Source organism: Micromonospora sp. NPDC049301 (genome assembly GCF_040678715.1).
Taxonomy (GTDB): Bacteria; Actinomycetota; Actinomycetes; order Mycobacteriales; family Micromonosporaceae; genus Micromonospora.
On sequence record NZ_JBFAQO010000002.1, the window covers coordinates 244,811 to 261,184 of the forward strand.

12 protein-coding genes are annotated in these 16,374 nt (G+C 73.2%); 4 read left to right on the top strand and 8 right to left on the bottom strand.

Annotation, left to right across the window (positions count from 1 at the left end; genetic code table 11):
• Positions 1-42: 42 nt before the first annotated feature.
• Positions 43-546, top strand: coding sequence for a DUF1990 domain-containing protein (locus tag AB0K07_RS07310; RefSeq protein ID WP_363751722.1), 504 nt, complete (start codon positions 43-45; stop codon positions 544-546).
• A 10-nt stretch (positions 547-556) separates the two neighbouring features.
• On the opposite strand, the gene AB0K07_RS07315 is transcribed toward AB0K07_RS07310, so the two are convergent.
• Positions 557-1,477, bottom strand: coding sequence for a DNA-3-methyladenine glycosylase 2 family protein (locus AB0K07_RS07315; RefSeq protein ID WP_363751724.1), 921 nt, complete (start codon positions 1,475-1,477; stop codon positions 557-559).
• Positions 1,478-1,985: 508 nt separating this feature from the next.
• Between AB0K07_RS07315 and AB0K07_RS07320 the strand changes: the two genes are divergently transcribed.
• From AB0K07_RS07320 to AB0K07_RS07330, 3 genes are read left to right on the top strand one after another with little or no spacing between them, the layout of a single operon-like run.
• A complete protein-coding gene (locus tag AB0K07_RS07320) occupies positions 1,986-3,803 on the top strand; it encodes a stealth family protein (RefSeq protein ID WP_363751726.1) in 1,818 nt (605 codons plus the stop codon).
• Between the two features lie 58 nt (positions 3,804-3,861).
• A complete protein-coding gene (locus AB0K07_RS07325; RefSeq protein WP_363751727.1) occupies positions 3,862-6,591 on the top strand; it encodes a CDP-glycerol glycerophosphotransferase family protein in 2,730 nt (909 codons plus the stop codon).
• Positions 6,588-8,348, top strand: a complete 1,761-nt coding sequence (locus AB0K07_RS07330; RefSeq protein WP_363751729.1) for a stealth family protein — start codon at positions 6,588-6,590, stop codon at positions 8,346-8,348. The genes AB0K07_RS07325 and AB0K07_RS07330 overlap by 4 nt, the downstream gene beginning before the upstream one ends.
• 118 nt (positions 8,349-8,466) lie before the next feature.
• On the opposite strand, the gene AB0K07_RS07335 is transcribed toward AB0K07_RS07330, so the two are convergent.
• The 7 genes from AB0K07_RS07335 to AB0K07_RS07365 form a co-directional block, all read right to left on the bottom strand.
• Positions 8,467-9,117, bottom strand: coding sequence for a hypothetical protein (locus tag AB0K07_RS07335; RefSeq protein WP_363751730.1), 651 nt, complete (start codon positions 9,115-9,117; stop codon positions 8,467-8,469).
• Positions 9,118-9,321: 204 nt separating this feature from the next.
• Complete coding sequence (locus AB0K07_RS07340) at positions 9,322-10,104, bottom strand: zf-HC2 domain-containing protein (RefSeq protein ID WP_363751731.1); 783 nt, start codon at positions 10,102-10,104, stop codon at positions 9,322-9,324.
• On the bottom strand, positions 10,101-10,790 hold the full coding sequence (locus AB0K07_RS07345; RefSeq protein WP_363751732.1) for a sigma-70 family RNA polymerase sigma factor: 690 nt from the start codon (positions 10,788-10,790) through the stop codon (positions 10,101-10,103). Before AB0K07_RS07345 ends, AB0K07_RS07340 begins: the two co-directional genes overlap by 4 nt.
• A gap of 125 nt (positions 10,791-10,915) precedes the next feature.
• The gene (locus AB0K07_RS07350; RefSeq protein ID WP_363751733.1) at positions 10,916-11,773 is read right to left on the bottom strand and encodes a fused MFS/spermidine synthase; all 858 of its coding nucleotides are present in this window, start codon (positions 11,771-11,773) and stop codon (positions 10,916-10,918) included.
• An 18-nt stretch (positions 11,774-11,791) separates the two neighbouring features.
• Positions 11,792-12,751 (bottom strand): hypothetical protein, encoded by a 960-nt coding sequence (locus tag AB0K07_RS07355; RefSeq protein ID WP_363751734.1) that lies wholly within the window; start codon positions 12,749-12,751, stop codon positions 11,792-11,794.
• Positions 12,748-15,222, bottom strand: a complete 2,475-nt coding sequence (locus AB0K07_RS07360) for an SMC family ATPase (protein WP_363751736.1) — start codon at positions 15,220-15,222, stop codon at positions 12,748-12,750. The genes AB0K07_RS07355 and AB0K07_RS07360 overlap by 4 nt, the downstream gene beginning before the upstream one ends.
• The gene (locus tag AB0K07_RS07365) at positions 15,222-16,370 is read right to left on the bottom strand and encodes an exonuclease SbcCD subunit D (RefSeq protein ID WP_363751738.1); all 1,149 of its coding nucleotides are present in this window, start codon (positions 16,368-16,370) and stop codon (positions 15,222-15,224) included. Before AB0K07_RS07365 ends, AB0K07_RS07360 begins: the two co-directional genes overlap by 1 nt.
• Positions 16,371-16,374: the final 4 nt, after the last annotated feature.

Below are 16,374 nucleotides of genomic sequence, written 5' to 3' on the forward strand. Positions count from 1 at the left end.
GGCCGTACCCTGGCCGTGTCCGAACGGGGACGAGGAGGAGTGGTGGGCGAGCTGACGTACCCGGAGGTGGGACGGACGCGGCACGGGCCGCTGCCCGGCGGATACCACCACCTGCGCCACCGCCACCCACTCCCGCCCGGCTGCTTCGACGCCGCCGCGGAGGCGGTGCTGAGTTGGCGGCTGCACCGCGTCGCCGGGGTCCGGATGCGCACCGACGCCCCACGCGCCACCGAGGGCGTGCTGGTGAGCGCCGGTCTGGGCGTCGGCTCGGTCCGCATCTGGGGGTCCTGCCAGGTCGTCTGGAGCGAGGAGTCGCCCCGACTCGCCGGCTTCGGCTACGGCACCCGGCCCGGGCACCCGGAGCGGGGCGAGGAGGCGTTCGTCGTCGGCCGCGACGACACCGGCGCGGTCTGGTTCGAGGTGCGGGCGTTCAGCCGCCCGGACCGCTGGTTCACCCGCGCCGCCGGCCCGGCCGCCCGGGCGGTGCAGCACGCGTACGCCTGGTGGCTCGGCCGCACCCTGCGCCGGCTCTGCGCCGGCCGCTGACGGCCGCCGGTCAGAACCGGGCGAAGGAGCGGATCGGCGCGCGGGGACCGTACTTCGGCGCCTGGATGCCGGCGGCCTCCAGCAGCAGACAGACCCGGCCGCGGTGACCCCGGAACGGCTCCAGCAGGGCCAGCATCCGGGCGTCGTCGCCCCGAGCCTCACCGGCGAGCGCCCAGGCCACCGTGTTCGGTATGTGGTAGTCGCCGACGCTGACCGCGTCGGCGTCGCCGTAGGCGATCCGGACCACCTCGGCGGCGGTCCACGGCCCGATGCCGGCGATGGCGGTCAGCCGGCGGGTGGCTTCGGTGGCGTCGGCGCAGCGCTCCAACCGGTCGGCGAGCGCGGCGGCGCGGCGCAACGTGTCGGCGCGGCGCTGCTCCACCCCGAACGGGTGGAAGACCCAGTACGGAGTTGCGGCCACCGCGGCGGCCTCGGGGGGCAGCAGCAGCGGTTGCAGCGGACCGGGTGCCGGCTCACGGAAGTGCCGCACGGTCGCCGCGTACGCCCGGTACGCCTCCTTGCCGGTGACCTTCTGCTCGAAGACCGCGCGCAGCAGGCGCGGGAAGACCTGCCCGGTGGTGGGCATCCGCAGCCCGCGGTGCTCCCGGGCCAGTCGGGCGACCAGCGGGTGCGTCGAGGCCAGCTCGGCGAAGCCGGTCAGGTCGTCGCGGAGGCCGGCGATGCCGTCGGCCCGGGCCAGCACGTGCGCGGCGCCCGGCCCGTAGCCCTCGGCGACCAGGTCGCCGCCGGCCGGCCGCAGGGCCAGGGTGGCCGGACCGTCCGGGGTGCGGGTGGCCCACCAGAAGGTGCCGGCGGCGATGCGCGCGCACGGGTCGTACGGGCTGAAGGTGAGCGGGCGGACCGATGCGGCCAGCCGGTAGCCGACCGGCGGGTGCAGCACCCGGGTCGCGGCGGGCTCGGTCTCGGTCACCCCCGCCACTCTGCCAGGTGCCGGTACGCCGCCGCGGACCGCTATACCGGTTACCTGCCCGGGCGGGGAGAAGCGTGAAGCCATGTTCAGCCGGCCGTCCCGGTGCCGGCGTACCCGCTGAACGGTCAGGATTAGTCGGGCTTTCTACCGCAAATCATCTTTATGCGACGATCGCTGGTAGGCCAGGTATCGATCGTGTGGTTTTTTGATGGCCCGCAGGTGAATATGCTGCCGGGGGTCACCTGCGACGGCCCCCCACTCCCGACATGGAAGCGGGGTGGCTGGCCCCGAGGCGGGTGCGGTTACGGGTCCTCTGCTGCTGGTCGCGGCACTCGCCGTACCACACCGACTCGTCGCGCAGCGTAACGGGGAGCTGTGGAAAGGCATGCGGTGATGGCTGCGTACGTACTGGTCCGGTCCGAGCAGGTGGCGTCCGGCGCCACGGCCCCGCAGCAGCGCTGACGGTGGCCGCGAACGACGTGGCCACCCCGGCGGAACGGCCCGAAGCATGATCGCCCTGCGCATCTACCGCCTGATGCCCCCGCCGGTACGCCGGGCACTGCTGGGCATGCTGCCCGCGCACCGGCGGATCGGCCTCGTACGCACGTTCTCCCGGCGGCGCGGTGGCGACACCGTGCATCCGCTGGGCGCCCGCGTGCGGGTCTCCGACGGCGGCATCCGTACCCAGGCGGAGGTGGTCGCCACCACCAGCCCGCTCGAGCGGTGGCACCGCAACCTGACCGCCGTCACCACCGCCCTCGAGTCGGCCGGCATCGAGTACCACTGCATCCGCAACGACGACCACCTGCGCAGCACGGTGGCCGTCCTCGACGACCGGCGGCCGGCGGTGCGGCGCCTGATCCGCTCCGCGCCGGAGCTGTCCGGCGCCCAGGTCCGGCAGGTGCAGGTCCAGCCCGGACGGGACCAGCCGGACGCGTCCCCGACCGAGGTGTTCCAGGTCTGGTTCCCGGTGACCGACGCCCGGGCCGGTGTGGTCCTCGGCGCGCAGTTCGCCTGTGAGATCGAGTTCTGGAGCCGGCACGGGGACGTGGTCCGCGCGCCCCGCCGCAACGGGGTGGTCGACGAGGCGCCCGCCGAGGCGCAGCCCGTGCGGGTCGCCGCGGCACTGCTGAGCCACTTCGTGCCCGAGGCCGACGACCACGCCTACGGCACCCGCCGTGACCTGGCCGTCCGGGCGCCGGACCGGGTGGGCTTCCCGATCGACGCCGTCTACACCTGGGTGGACGGGTCCGACCCGCAGTGGCTGAAGCGGAAGTCGATCGCGCTCGGCACCCCCGACGGCCCGCTGCACGCCGTCGCGGCGAACTCGTCGCGCTACCACAACCGCGACGAGCTGCGGTACTCGATGCGCTCGCTGCACAGCTTCGCGCCCTGGCTGCGGCGGATCTTCCTGATCACCGACAGCCAGTTGCCGAGCTGGCTCGACCCGAGCCACCCGATGATCACGCTGGTCTCGCACGCCGAACTCTTCGCCGACCTCGGCGGTCGGTCGTCGTACAACTCGCACGCCATCGAGTCCCGGCTGCACCGCATCGACGGCCTCTCCGAACACTTCCTCTACCTCAACGACGACGTGTTCCTCGGCCGGCCGCTGCTGCCGACCCACTTCTTCCACGCCAACGGGATCGCGAAGTTCTTCCCCTCACCGGCACAGTTCGGCCTGGGCGAGGCGAAGCCGGAGGACCCGCCGGTGAAGGCCGCCGGCAAGAACAACCGCCGGCACATCCAGCGGCAGTTCGGTGTGACCATCACGCAGAAGATGAAGCACACCCCGTTCGCGCTGCGACGCAGCATCATGCAGCAGATCGAGGGCAGGTTGCCGGCGGAGGTGACGGCCACCGCGCGACACCGCTTCCGCCACCAGGGCGACCTCGCCATCCCGTCGTCGCTGCACCAGTACTGGGCGTTCCTGACCGCGCAGGCCGTTCCCGGCGACATCGAGTACGAGTACGCCGACCTGGGTCACCCCTCCACGCCCGCACGCCTGGCCGAGTTGCTGGCCCGCCGGCACCGCGACGTGTTCTGCCTCAACGACACCGACTCCGACCCCCGGTCGTTTGAGGAGCAGGAGGCGATGCTGGCCGATTTCCTGCCGCGCTACCTGCCCTTCCCCTCCCCGTTCGAGCTGCCGGACGACGTGGTGGCCGAGCGGCGGTCGGTCGGTGCCGGCGAGCTGTGGCGACGGTCGTACCGTCCGATGGTCAGCGGCCGGCGTGCCGCCCCCATCGACGCGCCGACCATGCCCAACAGCCTGCTGAACACGGTCAACGACTTCCCGGTCGCCCTGCTCCGGCGCGACGAGTGAGCCTGCGCCCGCCGATGTCCCCCCGCGTTTTCCGTAACCCGTCCCAGTGGAGTCCAGCGTGGTAGACCCCGCCCCCCAGGTCACGATCATCGTCCCGGTGTACAACGTCGAGGACTACCTGCCCGAGACACTGGAGTCCATCGCGGCGCAGACCGTCTTCGCCCAGTGCCGGGTCATCCTGGTCGACGACGGCAGCACCGACGGCTCCGACCTCCTGGCCAAGCAGTTCGCCGCGGAGCACCCGAACGTGACCGCCCTGCAACAGAGCAACAGCGGGCCGGGGGCGGCCCGCAACCTGGCCCTCGACATGGCCGACACCCCGTACGTGGCGTTCGTCGACTCCGACGACCTGCTGCCGCCGCGCGCCATCGAGGTGCTGCTCAAGGCGATCGTGACGCACAAGGCGAGCATCGCCATCGGGGACATGGACACCTTCCCGAAGCCGACCTCGTTCCTGTGGAAGAAGCCGTTCGGCAAGGGTGACCGCCTGCTGGAGACGGTGGTCGACGCACCGGAGCTGATCTTCGACGCCGGCCCGTGCCACAAGCTGTACGACCTGGCACAGCTGCGTCAGCACGGCCTGCGGTTCCGTGAGGGAGTCCACTTCGAGGACGCCTTCCTGGCCATCCCGATGCTGCTCAAGGCGGAGGGCATCGCCCTGGTCGACACGGTCGTCTACCAGTACCGCAAGCGCGCCGTCAGCACCTCCATCATGGACAACCTGTTCGTCCGGGAGCAGAACTTCTGGGACCATCTGGAGCTCTGCGAGACCCTGGCCGACCTGCGGCCCGAGCTGGACGTGTTCCGGCGCGAGGTGCTGGAGCGGTTCCTGGTGCGCAGCTACCAGGGCTTCGCCATGCGGGCGCACGCCGTCTTCGAGGACGCGGACCTGTGGAAGATCTTCGAGAAGTGCACGCGCATCTACCACGACATCGACCCGTCCTTCATCGCCCGCTGGACGATCGACACCCGGCACCGGGTGGCCTACCTGGCCATCAAGTCCTACGACTTCGAGCTGTTCGCGCGCCCCTGGGAACGCCTGCGGGGTGTGGTCGCCTGCGGCGGTGACCTGCACCTGGACTATCCCGTAACGCCGTCGATGCTGCCGCTGACCAAGGTGACCGCGGTCAGCGCCCGGCTGGAGCAGGCCCGGCTCTCCGACTCCGGTGACACGATCACGCTCTCCGGGCACATGGTCGTCAACGGGCTGCCGATGCGCAGCCCGATGCAGACCCCGATCGCGATGCGGGTGCGGGGCAGCAGGCTCACCGCGCCGGCCACCCCGCAGCGGCGGGCCGATCTGAAGGCGGGCGACGACAACCGGGAGTACGGCGGCTTCACCGCCGAACTGCCCGTGGAGAAGCTGCGCGGCGGGCAGCACAGCCTGCGGCTGGTGTTCCTCACCGAGACCGGTCAGGCGTCCCGGCAGTGCCTCATCTCCGCCGCCTACCTGCGCGACGCCACCATGAAGCTGGCCGGTGACACCCGGATCCTGCCCACCTACAGCGGTCGGGAGGACGCCGCGCTGCTGGTGCAGCGCAAGGGCGGCGTCGCCGGGCGGCGGCGCTGGGAGCGGACCATGCGCCGCAAGGACCTGCGGCACGTGGCCGGCCGGGCGCCGTTCTGGAAGGAGCGACTGCTCCGCCTGGTCACCGCCCCGCTGATGGCCCGGCGGGACGTGTGGTTGATCGGGGAGCGCACCGACACCGCGCAGGACAACTCGGCGCACCTGTTCCGCCACCTGCGTCAGGTGAAGCGGCGGCGCGACGTCTACTACGTCCTGACCAAGGACAGCCCGGACCGGGGCCGGCTGCGCGGGCTGGGCAACGTCGTCACCTACGACTCGTTCCGGCACAAGTTCCTGATGCTGCACGCCACCAAGCTGATCAACTCGTACGACATCGACGCGTACATGCTCCCCTCGAGCTGGGAGCGGTCGCCGTTCCTCAAGCACCTCAACTGGCGGATCGCCTCCTCTCGCGTCTTCCTCCAGCACGGGGTGACCGAGAAGGACGTCAGCGCCGGCCTGCACCGCGGCCGGGGCGCCTTCGACCTCTTCGTGGCCTCGTCGCACCGGGAGGCGGAGTACATCGCGGAGGACCTCGACTACGGCGACATGGTGGCCGCCACCGGCATGCCACGCTTCGACGCGCTGGTCCCCGACCGGGGTAAGCGCCGGATCCTGTTCATGCCCACCTGGCGCACGTACCTGGTCACCCCGTCCTACAACGCCGCCGCCCGCCCACAGGTCGCCTTCGACGGCTCGGCCTACCAGGTCTTCCTGACCGAGCTGTTCAGCAGCGAACGACTGCGGCAGGCCCTGCGCCAGCACGGCTACGTACTGGAGTTCCTGCCCCACTACGAGATGCGCTCGCTGCTGACCGACGTGGTACCGGCCGAGGACTGCTTCGCCATGGCCGACCAGAGCACGCGCACCGTCCAGGACGCGCTGCGCCAGTGCGACCTGTTCATCACCGACTACTCGTCCACCGCGTTCGACGTCGCGTACCTCGGCACGCCGCTGATCTACGCGCAGTTCGACGCGGACGAGTTCTGGACCATCGGCGGCTACAAGAAGGGTTACTTCGAGCACGGGAAGGACGGGTTCGGCCCGGTCTGCGAGACCGCGACCGAGACGGTGGACGCGATCATCCGGTACCTGGAGAACGGGTGCGCCCGCGAGGAGGAGTACTCGCGCCGGGCCGCGGACTTCTTCGTCGCACAGGACCGCAACAACTCCGAGCGGGTGGCCGCCGCCATCGCGGCACTGCCGGGTCCGCAGCGGTGAGCGGGGCGACGCCCAGCCCGGGAGAGCCGCCCCGGGCCCTCGCCGAACCCTCCGGGCTGGTGGAGGTCTACCGCCGGGTGCTGAGCCCGCAGACCCGCCGCGCCATCGCCACGAAGGTGAGCCCCCGGGCCCGGCACCAGCTGAAGCAGTGGGTCGCCCGTGCCGCGCGGGACGGCCAGCTCTCCGAGCGCCGGGGCGAGCGGCTGGCCCGCCGCCAGCCGGAGCTGGTTGCCGGCGCCGACCGGGTGGTCGTCACGGCCGACCGGGGGCCGCGGGTGGCCCGGACGAGCGCGTCGGTGACCCCGCTGCGCGCCCGGCTGGAGAATCTCAACGCGGTGACCGCGGCGCTCGACGAGGCCGGCGTGCCCCACTTCCGGGTTCGCGGTGAGTCCCACCGCTCGTCGGCGGTCGCCGTCGACGCCGTGCACCGCGCCCGGGCGTACGCCGCTCTCGCCGCCGCCTGCGCCCGGGTTCCCGGTTACGTCTGCGTGCCGGAGGGCACCGGGCAGCCGGCCGCCGGGTTCGAGCCGAAGACGTGGGACCGTCTGGCGGACGCCCCGGTGCTCCGGCTGACCTGGTACTGGACGGATCCCCGGCGCAGGTTGGTGCTCGGCCAGGCGTACGGGTGCGACGTCGAGTTCTGGACCCGGTCGGGCAGCTCACTCGTCGCGCCGCGGCCCAATCCCGTCGCCGAGCAGGTGACCGCCTCGGCGCCGGCGGTCCTCGTGCCGGAGTCGCGGTTCACCGGCCTGGCGCCGGCCACCGCCCCGGCGACCACGTGGACCCGTCCGGAATTCGCGGCACCTCGCCCGGACGACGTGCCGTTCCCGATCGACGTGGTCTACACCTGGGTCGACGGCGCCGACCCGGCCTGGCTGCGCCGCCGGGCGGAGGTCGCCGGGGTGCCGTACCACGCCGAGGCGGCGAACGCGGCCCGGTTCCTCAGCCGCGACGAGCTGCGCTACTCACTGCGGTCGCTGCACCTGTTCGCGCCCTGGGTGCGCCACGTGTACCTGGTCACCGACGACCAGGTGCCGGCCTGGCTCGACGAGTCCGCGCCGGGGCTGCGGGTGGTCAGCCACCGGGAGATCTTCACCGACCCCACGGTGCTGCCCACCTACAACTCCCACGCCATCGAGAGCCAGTTGCACCACATCGACGGGCTCGCCGAGCACTTCCTGTACTTCAACGACGACGTCTTCCTCGGCACCGAGGTGCTACCCCAGGACTTCTTCCTGGCCAACGGCATCTCGCGGTTCTTCCCCTCGCCGGCGCTGGTGCCGCCGGGCCCGCCCAGCGCCGAGGACATCCCGTCGTCGGCGGCCGGGAAGAACAACCGGGCGTTGATAGCCGAGCGGTTCGGCACGGTGCTGACCCAGAAGATGAAGCACATGCCGCACGCGCTGCGCCGCAGCGTGCTCCAGGAGATCGAGCAGACGTTCCCGGACCGGTTCCGCCGGACCGCGGCCAGCCAGTTCCGCAGCATGGACGACCTGTCGGTCGCATCGTCGCTGCACCACTACTACGCGTTCCACACCGGGCGCGCCGTGCCGGGCAACCTGCGCTACACGATCGCCGAGCTGTCCCATCCGGACACGCCCGCCCGGTTGGCCCACCTGCTCGCCCGCCGGGACCGGCAGGTGTTCTGCCTCAACGACGCGTTCTCCGTCGAACAGGACCTCGCCGCCCAGCTGGCGCTGCTCACCCCGTTCCTGGACACGTACTTCCCGGTGCCGAGCCCGTGGGAGCGGGCCTGAAGGGTTCGCAAAGGGCGGGACGCCGGCACCACCGGTGCACCGACGTCCCGCGTACGACGGTGGCCGGCCGCGCCCTCCCCGGCTGCGACCGACCACCGCGCTCTCGTGGTGCCTGGACTCAGTACGAGTAGCCCGAGCCGCCGGCGTCGTTCGACCCGCTGTCCGCCGGCGGGGCGACCGCCTTCGGCGTCGAGGTGGGCAGGCAGCTCAGGTTCTTCTTGCCGTCCGGCTGGACCACGAACCAGGTTCCGCCGACGGCCTGGCCCTTCCACTGGCCGGGCTTCTTGTCGCCGATGTAGCGGTACACCGGCCAGCCTCCGACGGTGAGCTGACGGGTGCCGTCCTGCCGGGTCACGCTGCCGACCTTGTCGTCGGAGACGCCGGTGAGCTGCGGGTTGCCGTCGGTCAGCGCCGGCGGCCACACCTGCGCGCACTTGTCCACGCAGTTCGATGCGGGCGGGTCGGCGGTGTCCTTGTCGAAGCGGTACAGGATCCAGCCGTCCTGGTCGGTGACCACGCTGCCCATCCGGGCGACCTTCTTGCCGATCAACTGCTCGGTCAGGTCGACGTCCGCGGGCGGCGGCGCGTCGGCGGCGGGTGCCTCCGCGGACGCCGAGGCCTCGGGTTCAGCCGCCGCGGTGGGCTCGGCCGCGGCGACGGCGACCGGCTCGGCCGCGCTCGAGTTCGCCCCGTCGTAACCCGCGGGAGCGCAGGCCGTTAGTGCGACCATCGCGCTCGCGACGATGACGGTCCGCTTCATCTGTGCCACGTGCCCTCCTCATTCTTGGCAGTTCACCCATAGGTACGGGAGGAGGGCTGTCAAGGTTGAAGGAGTAACAGTGGTCAATTTCACGGGAATTGATTGAACCGATCCGGGCGGCCTTACGTGTGCCCGTACGCGGACCGGTCCCGAGAAACGACACATCGACGCCGGCCATTGTCATAATGGCCGGCGTCGATGCGGTACGCGAACCTACATGGGCACCGTGACCAGCGGGCTGGCCACCCCGTTGCCGTCCACCGACTGCACCTGGAGCTGCTTGATGTCGGCCACCGGAGCCGACGTCGAGGCGCTCAACTCCAGACCCTGCGGTCGGGTGTTGGTGCCATAGCCGCCATCCGGCACCGACCAGGTCGAGATGACCTCGGTGGTCGCGTTCTTACGGACCACCACCAGTCGGCACGTCCGCGGGCCGGGCAGTCGCTGCAGGCTGAAGTTGATGCGGGTGCCGTAGTCCTTGGTGACCAGGAACATCGTCGTCTGCACGCCCGTGGTCGGGTCGGTGGCGTCGACCTGGTCACCCTCCTCCTCGTTGCCGCCGACACCCGGCCCGGTCGCCGCCCCGGTCGGCGCGCTCGTCGGCGGGTCGTTCCCCGGCGCGCTCAGCGTCGGCTCGGCGAGCACCGCCGGCGGCTCGTCGTCGGTGACGCTGACGAAGCCGATTCCGGTGAGGCCACCGAAGACCACCACCGCCGCGGCGGTGGCGAGCAACTGGCGGAACCGGGTGCGTCGGCGGTCGGCGCGGACCGCGACCAGCGTCCGGTCCAGCAGAGCCGGGTCGGTGGCGGTCTGCTCCAGCGCCATCATCGTCTCGCCGTCGATGCCGGAGAGGAGCCCGACCACCGGCACCATCGTCTCCAACTCGGCGGCGCAGGCCCAGCAGGTGGCGAGATGCTCCTCGAACCGTTCCGTGTCCTGCTCGTCAAGGACGCCCAGCGCGTACGCGGCGACGTCCATGTGATCTGGCCGGCTCATTCTGTCACCCCCCGCTCCTGCAGAGCCGTGCGCAGCGCGCGCAACGCGTAGTAGACCCGCGACTTGGCGGTGCCGAGTGGAAGCCCCAACTCCTCGGCGGCCTCCGGCACCGTCCGCCCCCGGAAGTACGTCGAGATCAGGATCTCGCGGTGCGACTGACTCAGCGTACGCAGGGCGTCCGCCACGGTCATCGTGCGCAGCACCCGGTCGGTGCTGTCCGCCTCGGCGAACGCGGTCAGGTCCCGGTCGTACGTCTCCGGCGGCCGGGCCTGCTCGCTGCGGTGCTCGTCGATCGCGATCCGGCGGGCCACGGTGACCAGCCACGGCCGCAACGACCCCTGCCCCTGCGCACCGAGGCGGTGCGCGTTGCGCCAGGCACGCAGCAGCGTCTCCTGGACGATGTCCTCCGCGCGCTGCCGGTCCCCCCCGGTGAGCCGCATGACGAACATCAGCAACGGGCCGGCGTGCTCGGCGTAGAGCAGCCTGATCAACTGGTCGGAGTGGCTCGCCTCGGTTGACGTCGCCTGATGGCGTCCGGGCGCCGGTCGCGGCGTCACCGGACCATTCTGGCGAGAGGTCGGTCGCGCGTCGACCCCCCGGGCAGACGAGGTCGGCCGCGACGAGCGTGCGGACATCCAGTCCGCGCGAATCGCGTCGCCGTGCCAACCGGCCGCCACCGCATGCATGCAGACCTCCGGGATGTCTGTTGACCAACGCCGCCCACCAGGCGGGCCGCCCGGTGGTACGCAGCCGCGCCCCGAGCGGATCAACAAACCGCGAAAAAAGTTCTGCGACGCCGTCGACAGGCCGGTCAGCGGCGGACGGAGAACAGGCCCGGCGGGGGAGGATCGGAGCCGGTGGCGTCGTCGTCCCGCACCACCGGCGCGCCGCCGGCGAAGCGGTCCAGCTCGTCACCGGCCACCACCCGGCCGGGGAACCAGTCGCCGGCCGCCCGTCGGGTCAGCTCGGCCACCGGGGGCTCGGTGCGCCCGGCGACCAGGACCAGGTTGCCGTACCGACGCCCGCGCAGCACGGCCGCGTCCCCCACCAGACAGGCCCGGGGCAGCACCGAGCGGACCGTGGCGACCTGTCCCCGGGCGTGCCGCAGCGGCGGACCGTCGGCGAGATTCGCCAGGTACCAGCCCGCCGGGCGGAGCACCCGGGCCACCTCGGCCACGTACTCCACCGAGGTCAGGTGGGCAGGCGTGCGAGCGCCGGCGAAGACATCGGCGACCACCACGTCGTAGCTGGCGTCCCGGGTGGCGGCCAGCACGGCCCGGGCGTCCTCGACCCGGACCCGCAGCCGTGCGTCCGCCGGCCAGGGCAGCGCACGGCGGACCAGCTCCACGAGGGCGCCGTCCACCTCGGACACCCGCTGCGTCGAGCCGGGCCGGGTGGCGGAGACGTACCTGGGCAGGGTCAGCGCGCCACCACCCAGGTGCAGCACCCGCAGCGGCTCACCGGCGGGCGCGATCAGGTCGATCGCGGCGGCCAGCCGCCGGACGTACTCGAACTCCAGATGGGTGGGGTCGGTCAGGTCGACGTGCGACTGCGGGGCGCCGTCCAGCAGCAGCGTCCACGAGCCGGGCCGGTCCGGATCCGGCATCAGCTCGGCCTGCCCGGTGTCGACCTGCTCGACCACCCGGTCACCCGCCCGTTTGCGTCCCATCCCGATCAGTATCCGTGGTCAGCGAGCCGCTCGGGCCGCGGCGGTCAGCGCGCGGTGCAGCAGCCGGGAGTCGCCGAGCAGGGCCCGCAGCCGGCGTTCCAGGCCGGCGATCGGGATCAGGTTCTGTGGGGCCCGGGGGTCCTTGTACGGGGTGGAGGCGAACCGGGGCAGGGTGACCAGCGACAGGTCGGCCAGCTCGATCGCCGCCTCGACGGGCAGGTCGGCGGAGCACTCCACCCGCACGATGCCCGCCCACGGCGCGCCGACGGCGACCGGCAGCCGCAGATACCACGACCAGCCGCCCCAGGCCGTGCCGAGCCGGAACACGGGGGAGCGCTCACCGGGCCTCAGGGCGGTCACCACGGCGGTCAGCCGGCCGTCCAGGTACTGGCTGTGCTGGGTCTTGATGTAACCGAGCGTGCGCGGCAACTGCCGCCGGCTGCGCAACGGGCCGTCCACCACCAGCAGGTCGCCGTCGACCCGGGCGGCGTCGGAGACGGCCACCTCCAGCGCGGTCAGCGGGCCCTGCACGGCGGCCGGCAGCTTGGCCAGCTCACCGGTGCCGCCCACCCGGTGCACCGGGTAGCGGATCGCGCCCGCCACCACGTCCTGCGCCGACGGGCTCGCGGTGAACAGGCCCCGGCCGACCCGGGTGCCGGCCAGCTGCGCCGCGCCCCGGCCCAGGTCACAGCGGACCACCCCGGCCGCGTACGAGGCGGCCAGCCCGGGGAACGACCCGCCGTCGGTCTCCGCCGTCCAGATACTCGCGTCGATCCGGCGGACCCCGTCGACCAGCAGCACCACGTCCGGTGCCCGTACGCCCGGCCGCACCCCGATCGCCCGCCAGTCCACGGCCGGCAACTCCACGTCCGCGTCGACCTGCGCACTGCTCGGCGCGGCCGGCCCCGAGGCGGACGCCTCGAACGACGCCCCGTACGCCGGATCCCACGAGTCGACGAAGAACGCGGCGTCAGTCACCGGCCGGTCCGTTCGACCCGCGCCGAGCGGGCATCCTTGCGCACCTCGAAACGGACCGGGATCCGTTCGGCCAGCGCCTGCACGTGGGTCACCACGCCGACCATGCGGTCGCCCCGGGCGGCCAGGTTTTCCAGGGTGGCCGCCACCGTGTCGAGGGTGGCCGCGTCCAGCGTGCCGAAGCCCTCGTCCAGGACGATCGACTCGAGGCTCGCCGCCGTGGTCGACATCCCCGCCAGCTGCTCGGAGAGCGCCAGCGCCAGCGCCAGCGACGCCTGGAACGTCTCGCCGCCGGAGAGGGTGCGCACGCCCCGGCGCAGCCCGGCATCGTGGTGGTCGACCACGAAGAACTCGCCCTTGTCGTGCACCAGCTCGTACTGCCCGGAGGAGAGCTCCCGCAGGATCCCCGACGCGCCGTCCACCAGCAGGTCCAACGCTTCGGCCAGCAGCCACCGTTCGAAGTTGTTGGCGCGCAGATGCCCGGCGAGCGCCCGAGCGACCTGCGCCTCCCGCTCGTGACCGGCACGCTGTTCGCGCAGCGTCCCGGCCTGCTCGCGGCGTTCCCGGAGCCGACGCCGGTCGGCCTCGGCCCGCTCCACCGCCACGGTCGCGGCGTGCACCGGGTCGTCCCCGACCGGCACGTCGGCGGCGGCGAAAATGGCGGCGATGCCCCGCTGCACTCCGTCGGCCGCCGCCTCGGCCTCGGCGACCACGGCCGCCCGGCCGGTCCGGTCGGCGCGCCGGCGATCCGCCTCGGTCGCCGCCCAGCCGGTCAGCGCCGCCCACGCGGCGGCGACGTCGTCCCGGTCGGTCGCGGGCGGGCCGAACCGGGCCAGCCCGTCCCGCGTGGTGTCGAAGCCCCGCCAGGCCGCCCGCAGCCGCTCCTCGGCGGCGTCCACGCCGGCGCGAGCCTGGCGGGCGGTCTCCCGACCGGACCGGACGGCGGTCGCCGCCTCCTCCAGCGCGCGCCGCAGGCGGGCGTGCTCGGCAAGCTCGCGGCGCAACGCGGCCGGCTCGGCGGCACCGGCGAGCTGGCCGGCCAGCTCGGCCAGCCGCGCGTCCAACTGCTCCTGCCGGGCCCGGGCCTGCACCAGCAGCCGTTCCAGGTCACGCGCCGCCGCGTCCCGCTGCTGCACGACCGCCTGGGCCGCCTTGGTGGCGGCCCGCGCCGCCTTGCCGGCCGCCGTGGCGGCGGCCACCGCCGAGTCGGCCGGCACCGCCGGCACCTCGGCCACCGGCTGCTCGCAGACCGGGCAGGCCGCGCCGGGATGCAGGTGCACCCGCAGGCTGACCGCCAGGTCGGTGGCCTTCGCCTCCTCGTGCGCCCGGAAGGCCGCCTCAAGCTCGGCCTCGGCCCGCTCCGCGTCGGCCCGGGCGGCTGCCAGCGCGGCCACCGCCGCCGCGTGTTCGTCGTGCGCCGCGGCCACGGTCGCGCGGACCGTCTCGGCCTCGCCGGTCAGCCGGTCGCGGTCGTCGTACGCCCGCAGCAGCAGCCGCAGCGCGCTCTCGTCCCCGGCACCGGCCAGCTCGCCGCGCAGCTTCTCCTCCCGCTCCTCGGCCAGCGACACGCCGGCGGTCGCCGCCTCGGCCTCGGCCCGCGCCGCGGTCACGGCGAGAGCCACCTCGGCCACCCCGCCCGGCGCACGCACCCCGGACAGCACGGTGAGCTCGTCGTCGAGGGCGGTCAGCGCGGACGCCGCCTCCCGCGCGGCGGCCCGGGCCGCCGCCAGCTCCGGCACGGCCGCGGTCACCGCGGCGGCCAGCTCGGCCATCCGGTCCACCCGGGCGTCGGCCTCGGCCAGCGCCTCGTCGTCCACGCCGGTCAGCCCGGCGAGCAACTGGTCGACCGCGTCCAGTCGGGCCTCCGCCTGCGCGGCGCGCGCCGTCGCCCGCTTCTGCACGTCCTCGTAGACGCCGAGGCCGAGCAGGTTGACCAGGATCTGCTGCCGGGTCGCCGGCTTGGCGTGCAAAAAGTCGGCGAACTGCCCCTGCGGCAGCACCACGCAGCTGGTGAACTGCTCGTACGGCAGCCCCACCGCCTCCAGCACCGCCTGCTCCATCTCGGCGGGGGTGCCGGCCACCACCTCGCCGAGGTCGTCCGGGCTGAGGCCGGTGTCCAGTTTGGTCACGTCGAAGCCGGCCGGCATCAGCTGCAACCCGGCGTTCGCGGTCTTGACGTTGCCCCGGCCGTCCCGGCGCACCACCCGGGTGGCCACGTACCGGGCGCCGCCGGACTCGAAGACCAGCCGCACCCGGGCCTCGGTCGCCGACGGCGCGAGCGCGTTGGCCAGCCCCCGGGCGCCACCCCAGCGGGGCACCGTGCCGTAGAGGGCGAAGCAGATGGCGTCCAGCACGGTGGACTTGCCCGAACCGGTCGGGCCGATCAGGGCGAAGAAGTCGGCGTCGGTGAAGTCGACGGTGGTGTCGTCCCGGAAGACCGTGAAGCCGGCCATGTCCAACCGCATCGGACGCATCAGTGGTCGACCTCCTCGAAGAGCTCGTCGAAGAGTTCCCGGACGCCCTCGTCGGCGTGCCCCCGGCTGTCCAGGTAGTCGGCGAACAACTCGCGTGGCGAGCGCCCCGAGCGTTGCGCGATGCGGGCCCCGCTGCCCGGCGCGGTGAGCAGCTCCGGGTCGATCCGGATCTCCAGCGCGCGGGGGAGCAGCTCCTGGACCTCCTCGCGCAGGCCGGCGCGCGGTTGCTCCCGCACGTACACCCGCAGCCACGCGTCCGGCGCCTCGATCTCGGCGAGCTGTGCCAGGGTGCCCCGGACGGTGCGCAGCGCGCTCGCCGCGGTCACCGGCACCTCCCGCACCCGGGCGGCGGTGCTGGCGGTCACCTCGACCACCGTCACCGAGGGAACGTTCTCCTCCTCGCCGAAGTCGACCGCGAGTGGGCTGCCGCTGTAGCGCACCGGGCAGGGGCCGGCCACCCGCTGCGCCCGGTGCAGGTGGCCCAGCGCCACATAGTGCGCGGTGGCCGGGAAGACGGTGGCCGGCACGGCGTAGCCGAGCACGGTGTGCGCGTCCCGCTCGCCGCCGCCGGTGGCCGCCCCGGTCACCGTCAGATGCGCGGTGACCAGGTGCACCCGGTCCGGTTCGGTGAAGCCCTCGGTGAGTCGACCCAGCACCCGACCCAGGTGGTCGGCGTACGTCTGGTTGGCCTCCGCGGCGGTCAGCTCGTACATCTCCAGCGCGCGGACCGCGTACCGCTGCGACAGGAACGGCAGCGCGGCCAGCTGCCACCGTTCGCCGTCGGCCGTGGTGCCGTCGATCACGTGCTCGTCGGGGTTTTCCCGGACCCCGCCGCGCAGCGTGATGCCGGCGGCCTCCGCCCACGGCCGCAGCGCGTCCAGCGCCGGGCCGTTGTCGTGGTTGCCGCCGATCGCGACCACGTCCGCGCCGGTGCGGCGCAGCGCCGTCAGCGCCCGGGTGACCAGCCGGGTCGCCTCCGAGGTGGGCGCGGCGGTGTCGTAGAGGTCGCCGGCGACGATGACCAGATCCGGCTGCTCGGCGCGGGCGATGTCGATCACGCCGGCCAGCACGGCCTTGTGCTCCTCGGCGCGGGACTGACCCTTGAGCACCTTGCCGACGTGCCAGTCCGAGGTGTGCAGGATCTTCATGGCT